Origin of the sequence: Microbacterium sp. WCS2018Hpa-23 (assembly GCF_031843845.1) — a bacterium.
Classification (GTDB): Bacteria; Actinomycetota; Actinomycetes; order Actinomycetales; family Microbacteriaceae; genus Microbacterium.
In genome coordinates this window covers 65,618-80,122 of sequence record NZ_JAVTIZ010000011.1, presented here as the reverse complement: position 1 = coordinate 80,122, position 14,505 = coordinate 65,618, and the positions used below count along the sequence as shown (strand labels likewise).

At 67.9% G+C, this 14,505-nt stretch carries 13 protein-coding genes; 8 read left to right on the top strand and 5 right to left on the bottom strand.

Features of this window, described 5'->3' with window-relative positions; genetic code table 11:
- Positions 1-35 precede the first annotated feature (35 nt).
- The 4 genes from RQG77_RS17285 to RQG77_RS17270 all read left to right on the top strand — a co-directional run bounded on the left by RQG77_RS17285 (position 36) and on the right by RQG77_RS17270 (position 4,425).
- Positions 36-698: a response regulator transcription factor gene (locus RQG77_RS17285; RefSeq protein WP_311245834.1), complete on the top strand. Its 663-nt coding sequence runs from the start codon at positions 36-38 to the stop codon at positions 696-698.
- Positions 688-1,920, top strand: coding sequence for an ATP-binding protein (locus RQG77_RS17280; protein ID WP_311245833.1), 1,233 nt, complete (start codon positions 688-690; stop codon positions 1,918-1,920). Before RQG77_RS17285 ends, RQG77_RS17280 begins: the two co-directional genes overlap by 11 nt.
- Positions 1,917-2,927, top strand: a complete 1,011-nt coding sequence (locus tag RQG77_RS17275; RefSeq protein ID WP_311245832.1) for a hypothetical protein — start codon at positions 1,917-1,919, stop codon at positions 2,925-2,927. The genes RQG77_RS17280 and RQG77_RS17275 overlap by 4 nt, the downstream gene beginning before the upstream one ends.
- A gap of 298 nt (positions 2,928-3,225) precedes the next feature.
- Positions 3,226-4,425 (top strand): ROK family transcriptional regulator, encoded by a 1,200-nt coding sequence (locus RQG77_RS17270; RefSeq protein WP_311245831.1) that lies wholly within the window; start codon positions 3,226-3,228, stop codon positions 4,423-4,425.
- A 210-nt stretch (positions 4,426-4,635) separates the two neighbouring features.
- Here the strand turns inward: RQG77_RS17270 and RQG77_RS17265 are convergent, their stop codons facing one another.
- The 4 genes from RQG77_RS17265 to RQG77_RS17250 form a co-directional block, all read right to left on the bottom strand.
- Positions 4,636-4,881, bottom strand: a complete 246-nt coding sequence (locus RQG77_RS17265; RefSeq protein WP_311245830.1) for an acyl-CoA carboxylase subunit epsilon — start codon at positions 4,879-4,881, stop codon at positions 4,636-4,638.
- Positions 4,878-6,467, bottom strand: coding sequence for an acyl-CoA carboxylase subunit beta (locus RQG77_RS17260; RefSeq protein ID WP_396653427.1), 1,590 nt, complete (start codon positions 6,465-6,467; stop codon positions 4,878-4,880). The genes RQG77_RS17265 and RQG77_RS17260 overlap by 4 nt, the downstream gene beginning before the upstream one ends.
- 102 nt (positions 6,468-6,569) lie before the next feature.
- Positions 6,570-7,571: a hypothetical protein gene (locus RQG77_RS17255; protein WP_311245829.1), complete on the bottom strand. Its 1,002-nt coding sequence runs from the start codon at positions 7,569-7,571 to the stop codon at positions 6,570-6,572.
- A gap of 80 nt (positions 7,572-7,651) precedes the next feature.
- Positions 7,652-8,344, bottom strand: a complete 693-nt coding sequence (locus tag RQG77_RS17250) for a phosphocholine cytidylyltransferase family protein (RefSeq protein WP_311245828.1) — start codon at positions 8,342-8,344, stop codon at positions 7,652-7,654.
- Between the two features lie 252 nt (positions 8,345-8,596).
- Here RQG77_RS17250 and RQG77_RS17245 point away from each other — a divergent pair, with 252 nt between their 5' ends.
- Genes RQG77_RS17245 through RQG77_RS17235 form a run of 3 tightly spaced genes read left to right on the top strand, consistent with a single transcriptional unit; the run spans position 8,597 to position 12,229 of the window.
- Complete coding sequence (locus tag RQG77_RS17245) at positions 8,597-10,381, top strand: ATP-binding cassette domain-containing protein (protein WP_311245827.1); 1,785 nt, start codon at positions 8,597-8,599, stop codon at positions 10,379-10,381.
- Complete coding sequence (locus tag RQG77_RS17240) at positions 10,357-11,922, top strand: hypothetical protein (protein ID WP_311245826.1); 1,566 nt, start codon at positions 10,357-10,359, stop codon at positions 11,920-11,922. The genes RQG77_RS17245 and RQG77_RS17240 overlap by 25 nt, the downstream gene beginning before the upstream one ends.
- A gap of 40 nt (positions 11,923-11,962) precedes the next feature.
- Positions 11,963-12,229, top strand: a complete 267-nt coding sequence (locus tag RQG77_RS17235) for a DUF3039 domain-containing protein (protein WP_046013003.1) — start codon at positions 11,963-11,965, stop codon at positions 12,227-12,229.
- Between the two features lie 22 nt (positions 12,230-12,251).
- On the opposite strand, the gene RQG77_RS17230 is transcribed toward RQG77_RS17235, so the two are convergent.
- Positions 12,252-13,577 carry a nicotinate phosphoribosyltransferase gene (locus RQG77_RS17230; RefSeq protein ID WP_311245825.1) on the bottom strand — a complete coding sequence of 442 codons (1,326 nt, stop codon included), beginning with the start codon at positions 13,575-13,577 and terminating at the stop codon, positions 12,252-12,254.
- Between the two features lie 75 nt (positions 13,578-13,652).
- On the opposite strand from RQG77_RS17230, the gene murI reads away from it, so the two are divergent.
- Positions 13,653-14,486 (top strand): glutamate racemase, encoded by an 834-nt coding sequence (gene murI / locus RQG77_RS17225; RefSeq protein ID WP_056513305.1) that lies wholly within the window; start codon positions 13,653-13,655, stop codon positions 14,484-14,486.
- Positions 14,487-14,505: the final 19 nt, after the last annotated feature.

Genomic DNA, 14,505 nt, shown 5'->3' with positions numbered 1-14,505 from the left:
GGATCGGCACCCGCGAGAATCACTAGGCTGGGTGGATGAGCAGGGTCGCACTCATCGACGATCACGAATCCGTCCGCCTCGGTCTGGAGGCCGCGTGCGCCCGGGACGGCGCTCAGACGGTCGTCTTCTCCGGCAGCACAGTCATGTCGTACCTCGAGTGGCGATCCGATTCCTCCGCGCCGCCCGCGGATGTGGTCGTCCTGGACCTCACGCTGGGTGACGGCACGACGGTCACCGAGAACGTCAGGTCGCTCGTCTCTGCCGGTGCGAGCGTCGTGATCCACAGCGTCGCCGACCGCCCTGCGGCCGTTCGTGAGGCGCTCGCGGCCGGTGCCGCCGGCGTCGTCAGCAAGTCGTCGGCGCTCGACGACGTGCTCGATGCGATCCGCACGGTCGCCGACGGCGAGGCTCTCAACAACGTCGAATGGGCGAGCGCCGTCGACGGCGACCGAGATTTCGCGGATGCGCAGCTCTCTTCTCGCGAGCGCGACGTGCTGCGCCTGTATGCAGCGGGTCTGCCGTTGAAGGCGGTGGCCGAGCGTCTCGGCGTCGCGTACTCGACAGCCAAGGAGAACATCACCCGGATCAGGGTGAAGTACGTCGAGGTCGGACGCCCGGCGCCGACCAAGGTCGATCTTCTCCGCCGCGCGATGGAGGACGGGATCGTCGCCGCAGACGGGGCGCCGAGTGCCCACTGACCCGCTCAGCATCCGTGATGCCTGGAGCAAGATCCCTTCCCCGGGCAGTGTGGAGACGGAATTCGAGCGATTCACCGGCAAGCGCATGGAGCGCATCCTCGCGACGGTCGTCGCGATCGGATCGGCGATCCTCGGAGCCCAGGCGCTGATCGCCGGGATCACGACGATGTCGTGGTCGGACGGTGCGCGGATCGCGATGCTGCTGGTGGTCTTCATCCCCCTCGTGGTGATGCTGATCGCCTGCGTCGTCGGGCGAGGGGTGCGCACCGCATCGGGTGCGTTCGCGATCATCTACACCCTGGCGCTGGGAGCCTGGCCGACGTTTGTCGACCCGGTGGGAAAAGCGGCCGATCAGCCATGGATCTTCTTCCTCGTCAACGTCGGCGTCGTCGCCGCGATGCTCGCGTTCCCGCTGTGGCTGCAGTTCGCCTGGGCGGTCGGTCTCCCGTTCGTCTACGGGTACGTGCGGCTCGTCGAGGGTGAGTTCTCGCGAGACTTCTGGGTGACCACGGCGTTCGACGTGTCCTTCACACTGATCCTCGGCATCGTGATCATCTCGCTGGGCTGGATGTTCCGATCCGTCGCCGCCGGTGTCGACGAAGCGCGTGCACACGCCGTGGCCTCGTACGCCTCCGCCGCCGCGGCTGCCGCCGCCGAGGAGGAGCGGGCGACCATGTCGGCGCTCATGCACGACAGCGTCCTCGCTGCCCTCATCGCCGCGGAGCGGGCCGAAGGCGAACGCGCCCAGGATCTCGCCGTCGGCATGGCGCGCGAGGCTCTCACCAGACTCGCGAACACCGAGGCCGCGGTGGCGCAGGAGGGGAGCGACGAGCCGGTCGGAGCCGCGCAGATCGTCGTCGAGCTGCGGCGGGCGCTCTCCGAGCTCGGAGCGGATGCCATCGTCGAGGAGCGCGGAGGGATCGGACTGATCCCCGGCCGTGCCGCGCGGGCCCTCGTGCTCGCCGCCCGGCAGGCGCTCGGCAACGCCGTGACGCACGCGAACGGACGGGGCCTGCACATCCTCGCGGAGGGGAAGGGCGACGAGGGCATCAGCGTGACGATCACCGACACCGGTCCCGGGTTCGATATCACAGCCATCGGTGCCGACCGCCTGGGTATCAGCGCCTCGATACTCGCGCGCATGGCCGGAGTCGCCGGTACGGCGGAGATCGACTCGAGCGAGTGGGGAACCACCGTGACGCTCGGTTGGGAGCAGCCATGAACCGGACCGTTCGCAGCGTCGCGACCTCGCTCGCGGTCGGATTCGCGATGTACTTCGCCGCCAGGGGGGTCTGGTGGATCGACCAGCCCACCGGACCTCTGCTGATGGTCGCGGCGATCGGTCTGTACCTCGTGGTCGTGAACGCGGCCATCCTGTGGGATTCGGCGACCTCGGTCCGGATGCCTCTGTGGGTCGCACTCGTCACGCTGGCGTCCAGCGTGCTGATTCCCATCCTCGTGACGTCGTCGCTCGATCCTCTGATTCTCACCGCGCCGTTCGCCACCTGGTACATCGGTGCTCTCGGGCTGCTGGGGATCGTGTGCATCGTGCGTCGCCGATTCGTGATCGGGTGGCTCGTCGTCCTGATCCTGGTGGTCGCCTCTTCGGCGTTCCTGGGGTTCTTCGTGGCGTTGTCGCTCGGCCTCGTCGGATCATTCATGTGGGTCGCTGTGGCCCACCTGCTGGTGATGTTCTGGGATCGGGCGGTGCGTGACACCGAGCGACTCGCCGGCATCCAGCAGGCGGTGTCCGCGTGGCACGCGACACAGCAGGTGCGGCAGAAGGAGCGGCGCCTGCGCACACAGTTTGCGCTCGCCGTCGCCGGCCCTGTGCTGAGTCGCGCCGTCGCGTCCAGGGGCGCGCTCGACGCCGAAGAACGGCTCCAGGCGCGGCTCGCCGAGGGGCGGTTGCGTGACGAGCTGCGCGGCGCTGATCTGCTCAACGACGCGGTGCGGGATGCGATCGAGGATGCCAGGCGGCACGGCGCCGTCGTCACCGTCTTCGACGAGGGCGGTCTGGCCGACGTCGACGAGGTGCGGCGTGCTGTGATCCGTGACGAGCTCGCGCGGGTGCTTCGCGAGGCCGACGCCGAGCGATGGATCATCCGCGCCGCCCTGGACCCTGTGACGGCGGTGACGGTGGTCGGACGGGCTGGCGCCGGCGGTCAGAGCGACGACGACGCCGTGGACGTCTTCCACGAGATCCCCCGTGAGGTGCCGGAGCACTGAGTGCCCCTGCCCTCGGCTCTGGCCGGGGGAGGAGGTCAGAGTCGAGGTCAGACAGAGTGGGCGAGGGGCGGCGAATCCGCCAGCCCCTCGCCATGCGGACAGTTACCCGAAAACCATCCGCTGGTGGCCGGTCTGCGTCTATCTACCCTGGGACAGAGAGACCAGCCGAACGCGAAGCGTCTTACTCAGTCTCATGGTTATTCAAATCGTTGTCTGTAGGTATTTTGGGGGACACGGGGATGGCCCCCATGCGAGAAGATGGGGCATGGGAATGCGTCGAGGAACCAACCTCCCCCGAATGGGTGACTTCAACCAGTCGGTGATCCTCGAGGCCATCCGCCGCTCGATCGAGGGGCTCAGCCGGATCGAGCTCGTCGAGGCGACGGGGCTCTCCGCCCAGACGATCACGAACATCACCCGCCGCCTGCTCGACGGAGGGTTCATCGCCGAGGCCGGCCGGACGATCAACGGACCGGGCAAGCCCCGTGTCACTCTGCGTCTGGTCGCGGAGAGTCGCTTCTCGGTCGGCGTGCATCTCGATCCGGCCGTGATCACGTTCGTGCTGCTGGACATGTCGGGCGCGGTGGTGCACCGGCGAGTGGTCCGGACGCCTGACAAGGATCCTCGACGCATCGTCGAGACCATGGCCCAGACGATCGATGCGCTCATCGACGAGGCGGGAGTCGACCGTGCTCGCGTCGCGGGTGTCGGGGTCGCGGCTCCCGGCCCGCTCGACGCGCGGAAGGGAACGGTGATAGACCCGCCGAAGCTGCACGGGTGGCATCGTGTTCCGCTGCGCTCGGTGCTCGCAGAGGCGACAGGGTTCGACGTCACTCTCGAGAAGGACACGACCGCCGCTGCGGTGGGCGAGCTCTGGACGGGCACCGATGCCACCGAGGGGTCGTTCCTCTTCATCTACCTCGGCACCGGGCTCGGCATGTCCGTGGTGCGCGAGGGCGGTGTGGTCACGGGCAGCTCCCACAACTTCGGCGAGATCGGCCACATCATGGTCGATCCGGAGGGGCCGGTGTGCTCGTGCGGCTCCCGCGGATGCGTCGAAGTGGTGTGCACGCCTCAGGCGATCGTCGAACAGGCCGAGGCTGCGGGACTGTTCCAGGATGATCGACAGGCCAACGACGAGCGTGCGGTCGATGAGCGATTGACGCTGCTGTGCGAACGCGCAGTTGCCGGCGATACGCCCGCGCTCGGAGTGCTCCGGCGTTCGGCGGCACACCTCGTGGTTCTGATCTCGGCGCTGACGAACGTGCTCGACGTCGACCGTGTCGTGTTGGGCGGGCCGTTCTGGGGTCGTCTGTCCGAGGTGTATCTGCGCGAGATCCCCGAGCCTCTCAACCGGCGCAGTGCGACACGAGCGGTGCATCTGCTTGCTGTGGACGGAACGGTGGTGGGTGATGACGTGGCTGCCGTCGGAGCGGCCTGCGTGGTCCTCGACGCCGTCCTCACGCCCCGGGCATCGGACCTCTACCTCGAGGACTGAACGCTCCCTCAACCGCCATACCGGTATATCGGTGATCGGCTCGTGCCTATAATTCCAATCGATGTACTATCGAAGGGATGCGCCGACTGGGGTGCTCCGACAGCGGGGACGACGGTCCCGCGTCGACCGGGGGAGACTGTCTGCGTGGCCCGGGAGCTGGGGGGCTCCGGGCCTCGCAGACCTCGTCCGTCGCCCGCTCGGTGGCGGCGCTCAGCGTGAGAAGCGGCCCCAGGGGATGTCTCGCCGAAGCGGCGTGCGCAGCGGGCGCTGCGTGCGAGTCCACGCCGAGACGCGAGGCTCGTCGGCGACAGCATCCGCCGATTCCTGCGCGTATGCGTCGCTGACCACCGCGATGAGTGCGGCGAGCTCCTCTTCCGTGGCGGAGCCGCGCGTGATCTCGATCGTCGGCGGACGCTCTGCCTCCGCCGCCGCTCCCGATGCGTCCTGCCCGCTCACAGCGGGATGTTCCCGTGCTTCTTCGGCGGCAGCTCCGCCCGCTTGCCGCGTAGGGCGCGGAGAGCCTTGGCGATGGAGACGCGGGTGTTCGCCGGCTCGATGATGCCGTCGATCTCGCCGCGCTCCGCAGCGAGGAACGGTGAGGTGACGCTGTACGTGTACTCGTTCGCGAGACGGGTGCGTACGGCGGCGACGTCTTCGCCGGCCTCTTCGGCGCGCTTGATCTCGCCTCGGTAGAGGATGTTGACCGCACCCTGTCCGCCCATGACGGCGATCTCGGCGGTGGGCCAGGCGAGGTTCACGTCGGCGCCGAGCTGCTTCGATCCCATGACGATGTACGCGCCGCCGTAGGCCTTGCGCAGGATCACGGTGACCAGCGGCACGGTCGCCTCGGCATACGCGTAGATGAGCTTCGCGCCGCGGCGGATCACACCGGTCCACTCCTGGTCGGTGCCCGGCAGGTAGCCGGGCACATCGACGAGCGTGACGATCGGGATCGAGAACGCATCGCAGAAGCGCACGAACCGGCTGGCCTTCTCGCCGGCCTCGATGTTGAGAGTTCCTGCCATCTGCGACGGCTGATTGGCGATGATGCCGACCGAGCGGCCTTCGACGCGGCCGAAGCCGATCACGATGTTCGGTGCGAAGAGCGGCTGGACCTCGATGAAGTCCCCGGCATCGACGACGTGCTCGATGACCGTGTGGATGTCGTACGGCTGATTGGGGGAGTCCGGGATGATCGTGTTCAGCGTGCGATCGGCATCCGTGGTCTCCCACTCGAAGCCGCTCTCGTAGCCGGGGATCTCCGCCATGTTGTTGTCGGGCAGGAAGCCCAGAAGCGTGCGTGCGTAGTCGATCGCATCGTCTTCGTCTTCGGCGAGGTAGTGCGCGACGCCGGAGCGGGTGTTGTGCGTGAGGGCTCCTCCGAGCTCCTCCATGCCCACGTCCTCGCCGGTGACCGTCTTGATGACGTCCGGGCCGGTCACGAACATCTGACTGGTCTTGTCGACCATGATCACGAAGTCGGTCAGTGCGGGGCCGTAGACGGCTCCACCGGCGGCCGGACCCATGATGATCGAGATCTGCGGGATGACACCTGACGAGCGGGTGTTCAGGCGGAAGATCTCGCCGTACTTGCTGAGCGCGAGCACGCCTTCCTGGATCCGCGCGCCACCCGAGTCGAGGATGCCGATGATCGGCATGCCGCCCGAGAGGGCGAATTCCATGATCTTGATGATCTTGTCGCCGGAGACCTCGCCGAGCGAGCCGCCGAAGGTGGTGAAGTCCTGCGAGTAGACCGCGACCGTTCGTCCGTGGATCGTGCCGACGCCCGTGACGACCGAGTCGCCGTACGGGCGGTTCTTGTCCATCCCGAAGGCCGTGGTGCGGTGGCGCACGTATTCGTCGAACTCGACGAAGCTTCCTGGATCGACGAGCAGTTCGATGCGCTCACGGGCGGTCATCTTGCCCTTGGCGTGCTGCTTGTCGTGCGCGACCTTCTCAGCGTCGACAACGGCTTCGTTGTAGCGAGCGCGGAGGTCAGCGATTCTGCCGGCGGTGGTCGAGAGTTCGGGCTTGTCCGTCACGGATTCCACCCTATCGTCGGCTCGGCCCCGTCCGTTGGATGCTCGCCACAACGGGTCGCCGGATCCTTTGGCGGCTCTCTCGCGTCCGGCGTCCGCGCGGAGTCAGTCGTTCCGAGTGGGATCCGCGTTCGCGCCGAGCGCACCCGACAGGTCGTGGGTTCCAGACTGCTCGTCCGTGCCGCCTTCGATCTCGGCCGCGTCCTTCTTGCGCCCGCGACCGACCGAGGCGATCTTCCGACCCGCCCAGCCGACTCCGCGCGCCGCCGTTCCCGCAGCACCGGCGACGGCGCCACCGACGTACTGTGCTCCGTGCAGCATCCGCAGCTCCAGCTTCTCGGAGCCGTCCACAGGTTCGAGGTCGAGCGGCAGATCCATCGGAGCCGCGCCGAACGCGCGGTGCGAGGTCGTGAGCACGCGGCGTCCGAGGATGTGGTTGCCGGCCCCACCCACCGCAGCGCCGACGCCGAACGGCAGGGCCTTGCCGATGAACGAGGCGCCGCCCTTCGCGGCGAACTGCCTGACGAACATGCTCTTGAGCCGGTCGACCAGCGGCCCGACCGCGGCGCGGGGGAGCGACTTCGTCACCATCTCGCCCCAGTATGTGGATCGGCTGCCGCCCTTGCCCGTGGCCTCCCCGGCGAGCTGACCGACGAGGGCAACTCCCTCCTTGCCGAGCATCAGGGTCATCACAAGAGCTCTCGCCCTGTCGGGATTCGAGACCGCGATGCCGTGCACCTCGGCGACCGATTGGGCGAACAGCGCGGTCGATTCGACGAAGCCGACGGTCTCGACTCCGGACAGCGCGAGGGTGATGCCCGTGCCGATCCCGGGGACCACGGCTGTCGCACCGACGGCCGCGCCGCCGGTGGTCACTGCGGCCAGGTAGCGGCGTTCGAGGATGCGGATGATCTGTTCGGGCGACGCGTGGGGGTTGCGCAGACGGATGCTGCGGATGTGCGCGAGCACGAGCGGGCGCTGGATCGCGAGGACGCGATCCAGGCCCCGAACCATGAACGGATGCTCGGTGGAGCCCACCGGCGGCACGCCCCTGTCCCACGGGGAGTCGTCGGGGAGGGAGTGGATCTTGTGCACCTTGGGGGCCATGGATCGATCCTAGGAACACAGCCCGCGAAAACGCCGAAAGCCCGGCACCCTTGACGGGGCCGGGCTTTCGTGAAAGAAGATCAGACGAACAGGTTCGCCCGCTCGAGGTCTTCGGCGAAGTCGACCTCGACCGCGTAGAGATCCGAGACGTCCATCGGCTCGAGCAGGAGGCCGTCCTCGGCGATCGCGAGTTCGAGGCCGCGCTCGAAGTAGTCCTGGTCCTCGACGCGCTGCAGCTGGCGCATGAACGCCTTCTTGTTCGCGGACGAGATGTAGTTGATGCCGACGGCCTCGCCCAGTCCGCCCTTGACGGTCTTGGAGAGCTCATTGATGAAGCCCTCGGCGGTCACCGTGTACTTCACCTCTTCGTCGCTGACCTTGGAGGTGTTCACCGTGACGAACGACTGGTCGCGCTCGATGTAGGCCGCGGCGCGACCCAGGATCATCGGGTCGAAGACGACGTCACCGTTCATCCAGAGCACGCCGGACTTTCCCGTCGCACCCAGGGCGCGGAGGAGGCTCTTCGAGGTGTTCGTCTCGTCGTAGCGCTCGTTGTGCACGTAGTTGACGTTCGGGAAGGCCTCGATGATGGTCTCGGCGCGGTAGCCGACGACGGCGGTGATGCGCGCGTCGGTGCCGAAGGCCGCGCGGATGTTGTCGTGCTGCTGGCGCATGATCGTGCGGCCGTCGCTCAGCTCGGTGAGCGGCTTCGGCAGCGCGCGGCCCAGGCGTGAGCCCATTCCTGCTGCGAGGATGACGGTCTGAAGAGTCACGAGTGCTCCTAAAGGAAGTATGTGTTCACGGTCGGTTCACCGACCAGACACTTCGTCGTGCCGAGAGTCATGCTAGCGATCGAGCCTGGGAACCCCCGGGTGTTGTCGTCGCTGTTGCCAATTCGTGATCCAGTACACACCCAACACTCAGATTCGTCCAGATCGGTGCCTGAGACGGACCGATCTGTGATTCCGAGGGCCAATTGTTGCGGCGACCCTAAGAAAGTGGGCGCCCGTTGATACCGTAGGACGGTGACTGCTTCCCCCGACGACCGCACCGATCAGGTGGCCGACACCGCGCCCTCGACCGCCAAGAAGACGCCGGCTCGGAAGACGCCGGCCAAGAAGGCGACGAGCGCGCGAACGCCCGCGAAGTCGGCCGCCGACAAGGCTGCGGCGACGATCGAGGTGGTGGTCGAGCCTGCGCTGAAGATCGATCGAAGCGCCGCTCCTGCGGCCTCGCGTCCCGCCACGGCGAACAAGGCCCCGTCGACGACTGCACGCACGGCTGCAGCAAAGAATTCGGCACGTCCCTCGGCTGCTCGCGGCACCGCCGCGAAGACGACTGCAGCGCGCTCGACGACGGCTAAGACGACTGCAGCGAAGAGCGCTGCAGCGAAGACGGCAGCCACGAGGACGACCGCCGCGAAGACGACTGTGGCAAAGACCACTGCGGCAAAGACGACGACGGCGAAGACCACTGCGGCGAAGACCACTACGGCGAAGACCGCTGCGGCGAAGGCTGCGGCCGAGAAGAGCGCCGCAGCGAAGGCCACAGCTCGTACGTCTGCCGCGAAGACCGCTTCGGCCCGGACAGCTGCGGCGAAGACAGCTGCTGCGAAGACGGCGGCAGCCAAGGCCGCAGCTGCGAAGGCTGCAGAGGTCGAGGCGGAGGAAGCGAAGGCCGCAGAGGCGCAGGCCGCCGAGGTGCAGGCCGCGGAGGCGCAGGCCGCGGAGGTTAAGGCCGCGGAGGTGCAGGCCGCGGAAGAGACCGCGATCGTTCCCGATGACGTGACTGCCGCTCGTGCGGACGCCTCGGAAGAGGTGTCTCCTGTCGTCGGAGAATCGCGCCCCGACGAACTCGACACGCCACCGATCGAGTCCCCGGCGGCGGACGCGGCTCCACTCGACGGGGTGACCTCCGATGTCGTCGACGTCGACGAAGGCCCGACAGCGGAGGACGCGGTCGACGAGAGTTCCGTGTCCGAGGTCGGCGACGCCGTCTCCGACGCGGATGCGACGGAAGAGGCCGTCAGTGGTGTCGAGGCGGCATCCGTCTCCGAAGCGATCCGCATCCGTGGTCTGGTCAAGAGCTTCGGCGACCACACGGCTGTCAACGGCATCGACCTGACCGTGCCCGCGGGATCCTTCTACGGAATCGTCGGCCCCAACGGAGCGGGCAAGACGACGACGCTCTCGATCGTCGCGGGTCTTCTGCGCGCCGATGAGGGGAATGTCGTGATCTGCGGCATCGACCAGGCGGCCAAGCCCCTCGCGGCGAAGCGGATGATGGGTGTGCTGCCCGATCGGCTGCGCACGTTCGATCGCCTCACCGGTCGGCAGCTGCTCTACTACTACGGTCTGCTGCGAGGTCTCGCCTCGAACGTCATCGAGAAGCGCGTCGGCGATCTCGCACGCGCCTTCGACCTCGGGGAGGCGCTGAACCGCGTCGTCTCCGACTACTCGGCCGGTATGACGAAGAAGATCATGCTCGCGGGAGCGATGATCCACTCGCCGCGCGTCCTGGTGCTGGACGAGCCCTTCGAAGCGGTCGATCCCGTGTCGTCCGCGGTCATCCTCGACATTCTGCGCGCATACGTCGACCACGGGGGAACCGTCATCCTCTCCAGCCACGGCATGGATCTCGTCGCGCGCGTCTGCTCGCGGGTCGCGATCATCGTGGGGGGAGAAGTCCTCGCCGAGGGCACGATCGACGACGTCCGCGCAGGACAGACGCTCGAGGCACGATTCGTCGAGCTCTCCGGCGGTATCAGCGAGGTGGAGGGTCTCGAGTGGCTGCACACGTTCTCCGACTGAGGGCGGCGCTCCTGATCGGATCGCTCCGCGGCGAACGTCGGGTGCGCACGCTGGTCATGCTCGCCCTGATCCTCGTCTTCACGGTCGTGGTCTGCGCCGCGGTCCTGAGCCTCGACGACGCGCCGGTCGCCGTCGCACGCACGGTCATCGTGCTCGGCAGCGCCGCACTGCTGTTGGGGTTCCTGGTCGGGCCGATCCTCGTGGGCGCCGTCGATCAGCTCGACCCCCGGCGATTCGCCGTGTTCGGAGTCGACGAGCGGCAGATGCCATGGATCCTCGCCCTCGCCTCGTTCATCAGCGTTCCGAGTCTGGCGCTGCTCGCGGTGAACATCAGCGTCTGCATCGTCGCGATCAGGCTGGGCGCTCCGTGGCTCCTCGCTGTGCTGATGAGCTTCATCAGCCTCGTGTCGACGATCCTGGCGGCGCGGATCGGAATGGCCGTCAACGCGCTCGTCCTGCCCGAACGCCGATCGCGGGAGCTCACCGCGCTCTTCGCGCTCGCCCTCATCGTCATCGCGTTCCCCGTGGCCGTCTTCCTGGCCTCCCTGAAGTGGGACGGCGAGGTGCCCGCTGCGGTCGGCACTCTCGCGGCAGCGGTCGGAGTCACTCCCTTCGCGGCATCCTCGCGCTTCCTCTTCTCCTTCGCGACGGACGACAGCACCGGCGCCTGGATCAGCGGTGTCGTGGCGTTCGCGACCGCTGTGGTCTTCTGGGCGCTGTGGACGTGGCTCGTGCGTCGACTGCTGACCACCACGGAGCGCCCCGTCACGTCGCGCGAGCGATCCGGGCTCGGCTGGTTCGGCCTGCTCCCGTCGAACGCATTCGGTGCGATCGCGTCGCGGAGCCTCGTCTACTGGCTGCGCGATCGTCGGTACATCATGAACCTGATCGTGGTCCCCGTCGCCGGCGCGCTCACGGTTCTCCCTCTCCTCGTCGCCGGCGTGCCGCTCGAGATCGCGGCGCTCGTCCCGGTCCCGGTGATGGCGCTGTTCTTCGGCTGGCTTCCGCACAATGACGTCGCCTACGACTCGACGGCGCTGTGGACCCACGTCGCGAGCGGCGTGCGCGGCATCCCCGATCGCCTGGGACGGCTGGTTCCCGTCGTGCTGGTCGCGGTTCCCGTGCTGGCGATCTCCGTGCCGCTGACGCTGCTGTGGATCGACGACTGGCGTCTCCTGCTCCCGCTCACGGGACTCGGGGCCAGCCTGCTGCTCTCGGCGCTCGGGTTCTCGAGCATCGTGTCGGTGATCGCGCCCTATGCGGTGTCCCGTCCTGGAGACAGCCCGTTCCAGCAGCCCCAGCGTCCGACCTCGCGCGGCGCATACGGCCCGGCCGCAGCATTCCTCGGCGCCATCGTGGTGAGCATCCCGACGATCTGGCTGTTGGTGCTCACGATGCTCGAGGGATCGCAGTTCGCCCCGGCGACGTTCTGGGCAGGGATCGCCACCGGCGTCGTCGTGCTCGCCGTCGGTGTGACGGTCGGCGGTCGGATCTTCGAGCGTGGGGGCGAGCGCCTGATGGAGTTCGTCGAGACCGCGTGACCGCTGCCCACCAGCGGCTGTGCACGGCTAGACTCTCGGCATGAGTACTCCGCTGGACAGCCCCGATCAGGGCGGCGTGGCAACGCTTGATCGCGAACTGGAAGAGCTCCTCCGGGAGGAGAATCTCGAACCGGGCGACCACGAGCGCTTCTCGCATTACGTGAAGAAGGACAAGATCCTCGAGTCCGCCATCACCGGCAAGCCGGTGCGCGCGCTGTGCGGCAAGAAGTGGACCCCGGGTCGCGACCCGGAGAAGTTCCCGATCTGCCCCACGTGCAAGGAGATCTACGAGTCGATGATCAGCTGAACCGCGCAGGTTCAGCGGTGGCTCAGCTCGCGTCGACGAACACGGTCGGGATGGCAGGGTCCGACTTGCTCAGCGCGAGGGCTCGGACCGGAAGCTCTTCGCGCACGCGCAGGTGATGCGCCCGAGCGGATGCCGTGCCCTCGGGCCCCTCGAACGCGGTGTCGATCTCGCCGGCCTCGATGAACGTCGTCTGCAGTGCACGGCCCTCCGGGTGCTCCGCGGGGGTGTCCAGCTGCTCGAAGCCGTCCGAGACCACGACGGTCTCGGTCTCGGCCACGCCGTCGACGAGTGTGCGGAAGGCGGCTTTGCGCCCTCCCTGCGATGCCTTGTCGGTCGAGGCCTTCGCCACGCCGATCCACGCTCCCGTCGGGTCCTGCCGTGCGACGAGCTTGTAGACCATGCTCGCAGTGGGGTATCCGGAGCCGGTGACGACCGATGTCCCGACGCCGTACGCGTCGACCGGTGACGCCGCGAGGGCCGCGATGGCATACTCGTCGAGGTCGCTCGTGACTGTGATCCGCGTGCTCGTCGCGCCGAGCTCGTCGAGCTGAGCCCGCACCTCCGCCGCGACGATCGGCAGGTCGCCGGAGTCGATGCGCACTCCACCGAGGCCGGTGCCGGCGACGCGGACGGCCGTCTCGACGCCCGTGCGGATGTCATAGGTGTCGACCAGCAGTGTTGTGCCGGTTCCGAGGCTGTCGATCTGCGAGCGGAACGCCTCCTCCTCCGTCTCGTGCAGAAGCGTCCACGAGTGTGCGGCCGTTCCCATGGTCGGGATGCCCCATCGGCGGCCAGCCTCGAGGTTGCTCGTCGCCCCGAAGCCGGCGATGTACGCGGCGCGGGCGGCAGCGACAGCGGACTGCTCGGCGGCCCGGCGCGATCCCATTTCGGCGAGCGGTCGCTCACCCGCGGCGATGCTCATGCGGGATGCGGCGGTGGCGACGGCAGAGTCGTGGTTCAGGACGCTGAGCGCGAGGGTCTCGAGCACGACGGCGTCGGCAAAGGTGCCCTCGACGGTGAGGATGGGGGAGCCGGGGAAGTACAGTTCGCCCTCGCGGTAGCCGCGGATGGAGCCGGTGAAGCGGTAGTTCTCGAGGTATGTCAGCGAGTCGGCATCCACCACGTCGTTGTCGCGCAGGAAGCGCAGCTCGTCGTCGTGGAAGCGGAACTGGCGCAGGAGCGTGAGCAGGCGTCCGGTGCCGGCGACCACGCCGAAGCGGCGTCCGCCGGACAGCCGCCGCGAGAAGAGCTCGAACACGCTCGGCCGTGAGGCCGTTCCGTCGCGCAGCGCGGCGGCGAGCATCGTGAGTTCGTAACGGTCGGTCAGAAGCGCCGTGGACGTCGTCATGCGCTCAGCTTATCGACGACATCCGCACGGGTTGCTGAGCGTGACGCGGGGTGCGCGCGGGTAGGCTGGTGAGTCATGAACGACGCCCCGATCGGAATCTTCGACTCCGGTGTCGGCGGACTCACGGTGGCCAGAGCCATCCGAGCCCAGCTGCCCCGGGAATCGTTCGTCTACATCGGCGACACCGCGCACTCGCCGTACGGGCCGAAGCCCATCGCCGATGTGCGGCGATACAGCCTCGAAGTGCTCGACACGCTCGTCGATCAGGGCGTCAAGATGCTCGTGATCGCCTGCAACACGGCATCCGCTGCCATGCTCCGTGATGCGCGAGAGCGCTATGACGTCCCGGTCGTCGAGGTCATCGGCCCTGCCGTCCGCCGGGCCGTGTCGACCACGCGCAACGGGAGGGTCGGTGTCATCGGCACGGTCGGGACGATCGGCTCACGTGCCTACCAGGACATGCTCGAGGTGAACGAGCGTCTCGAGGTCTTCACCGCGGCGTGCCCCCGCTTCGTGGAGTTCGTCGAGGGTGGCATCACCGGCACGCCGGAGGTCCTCGCCACAGCCGAGGAGTACCTCGCGCCGCTGCGTGACGCTGGTGTCGACACCCTGGTGCTCGGATGCACGCACTACCCGTTCCTCCGGGGCGCGATCAGCTACGTGATGGGGGAGGGCGTCACGCTCGTCTCCAGCGACGACGAGACCGCGGGCGATGTCTACCGCCAGCTGGTCCGCGGCGATCTCCTCGCATCGCCCGATGCCACTGCGTCCTATGTCTACGAGGCGACGGGAGACTCGACCACCGAGTTCACCGCGCTCGCCAACCGTCTGATGGGCCGGGAGGTGCGCGACGTGCAGCTCGTGCAGACCGGTGTCATCACTCTTCCGGAGTCGGCCGCAGGGCTCTGACTCCTCCGCAGCATCCATC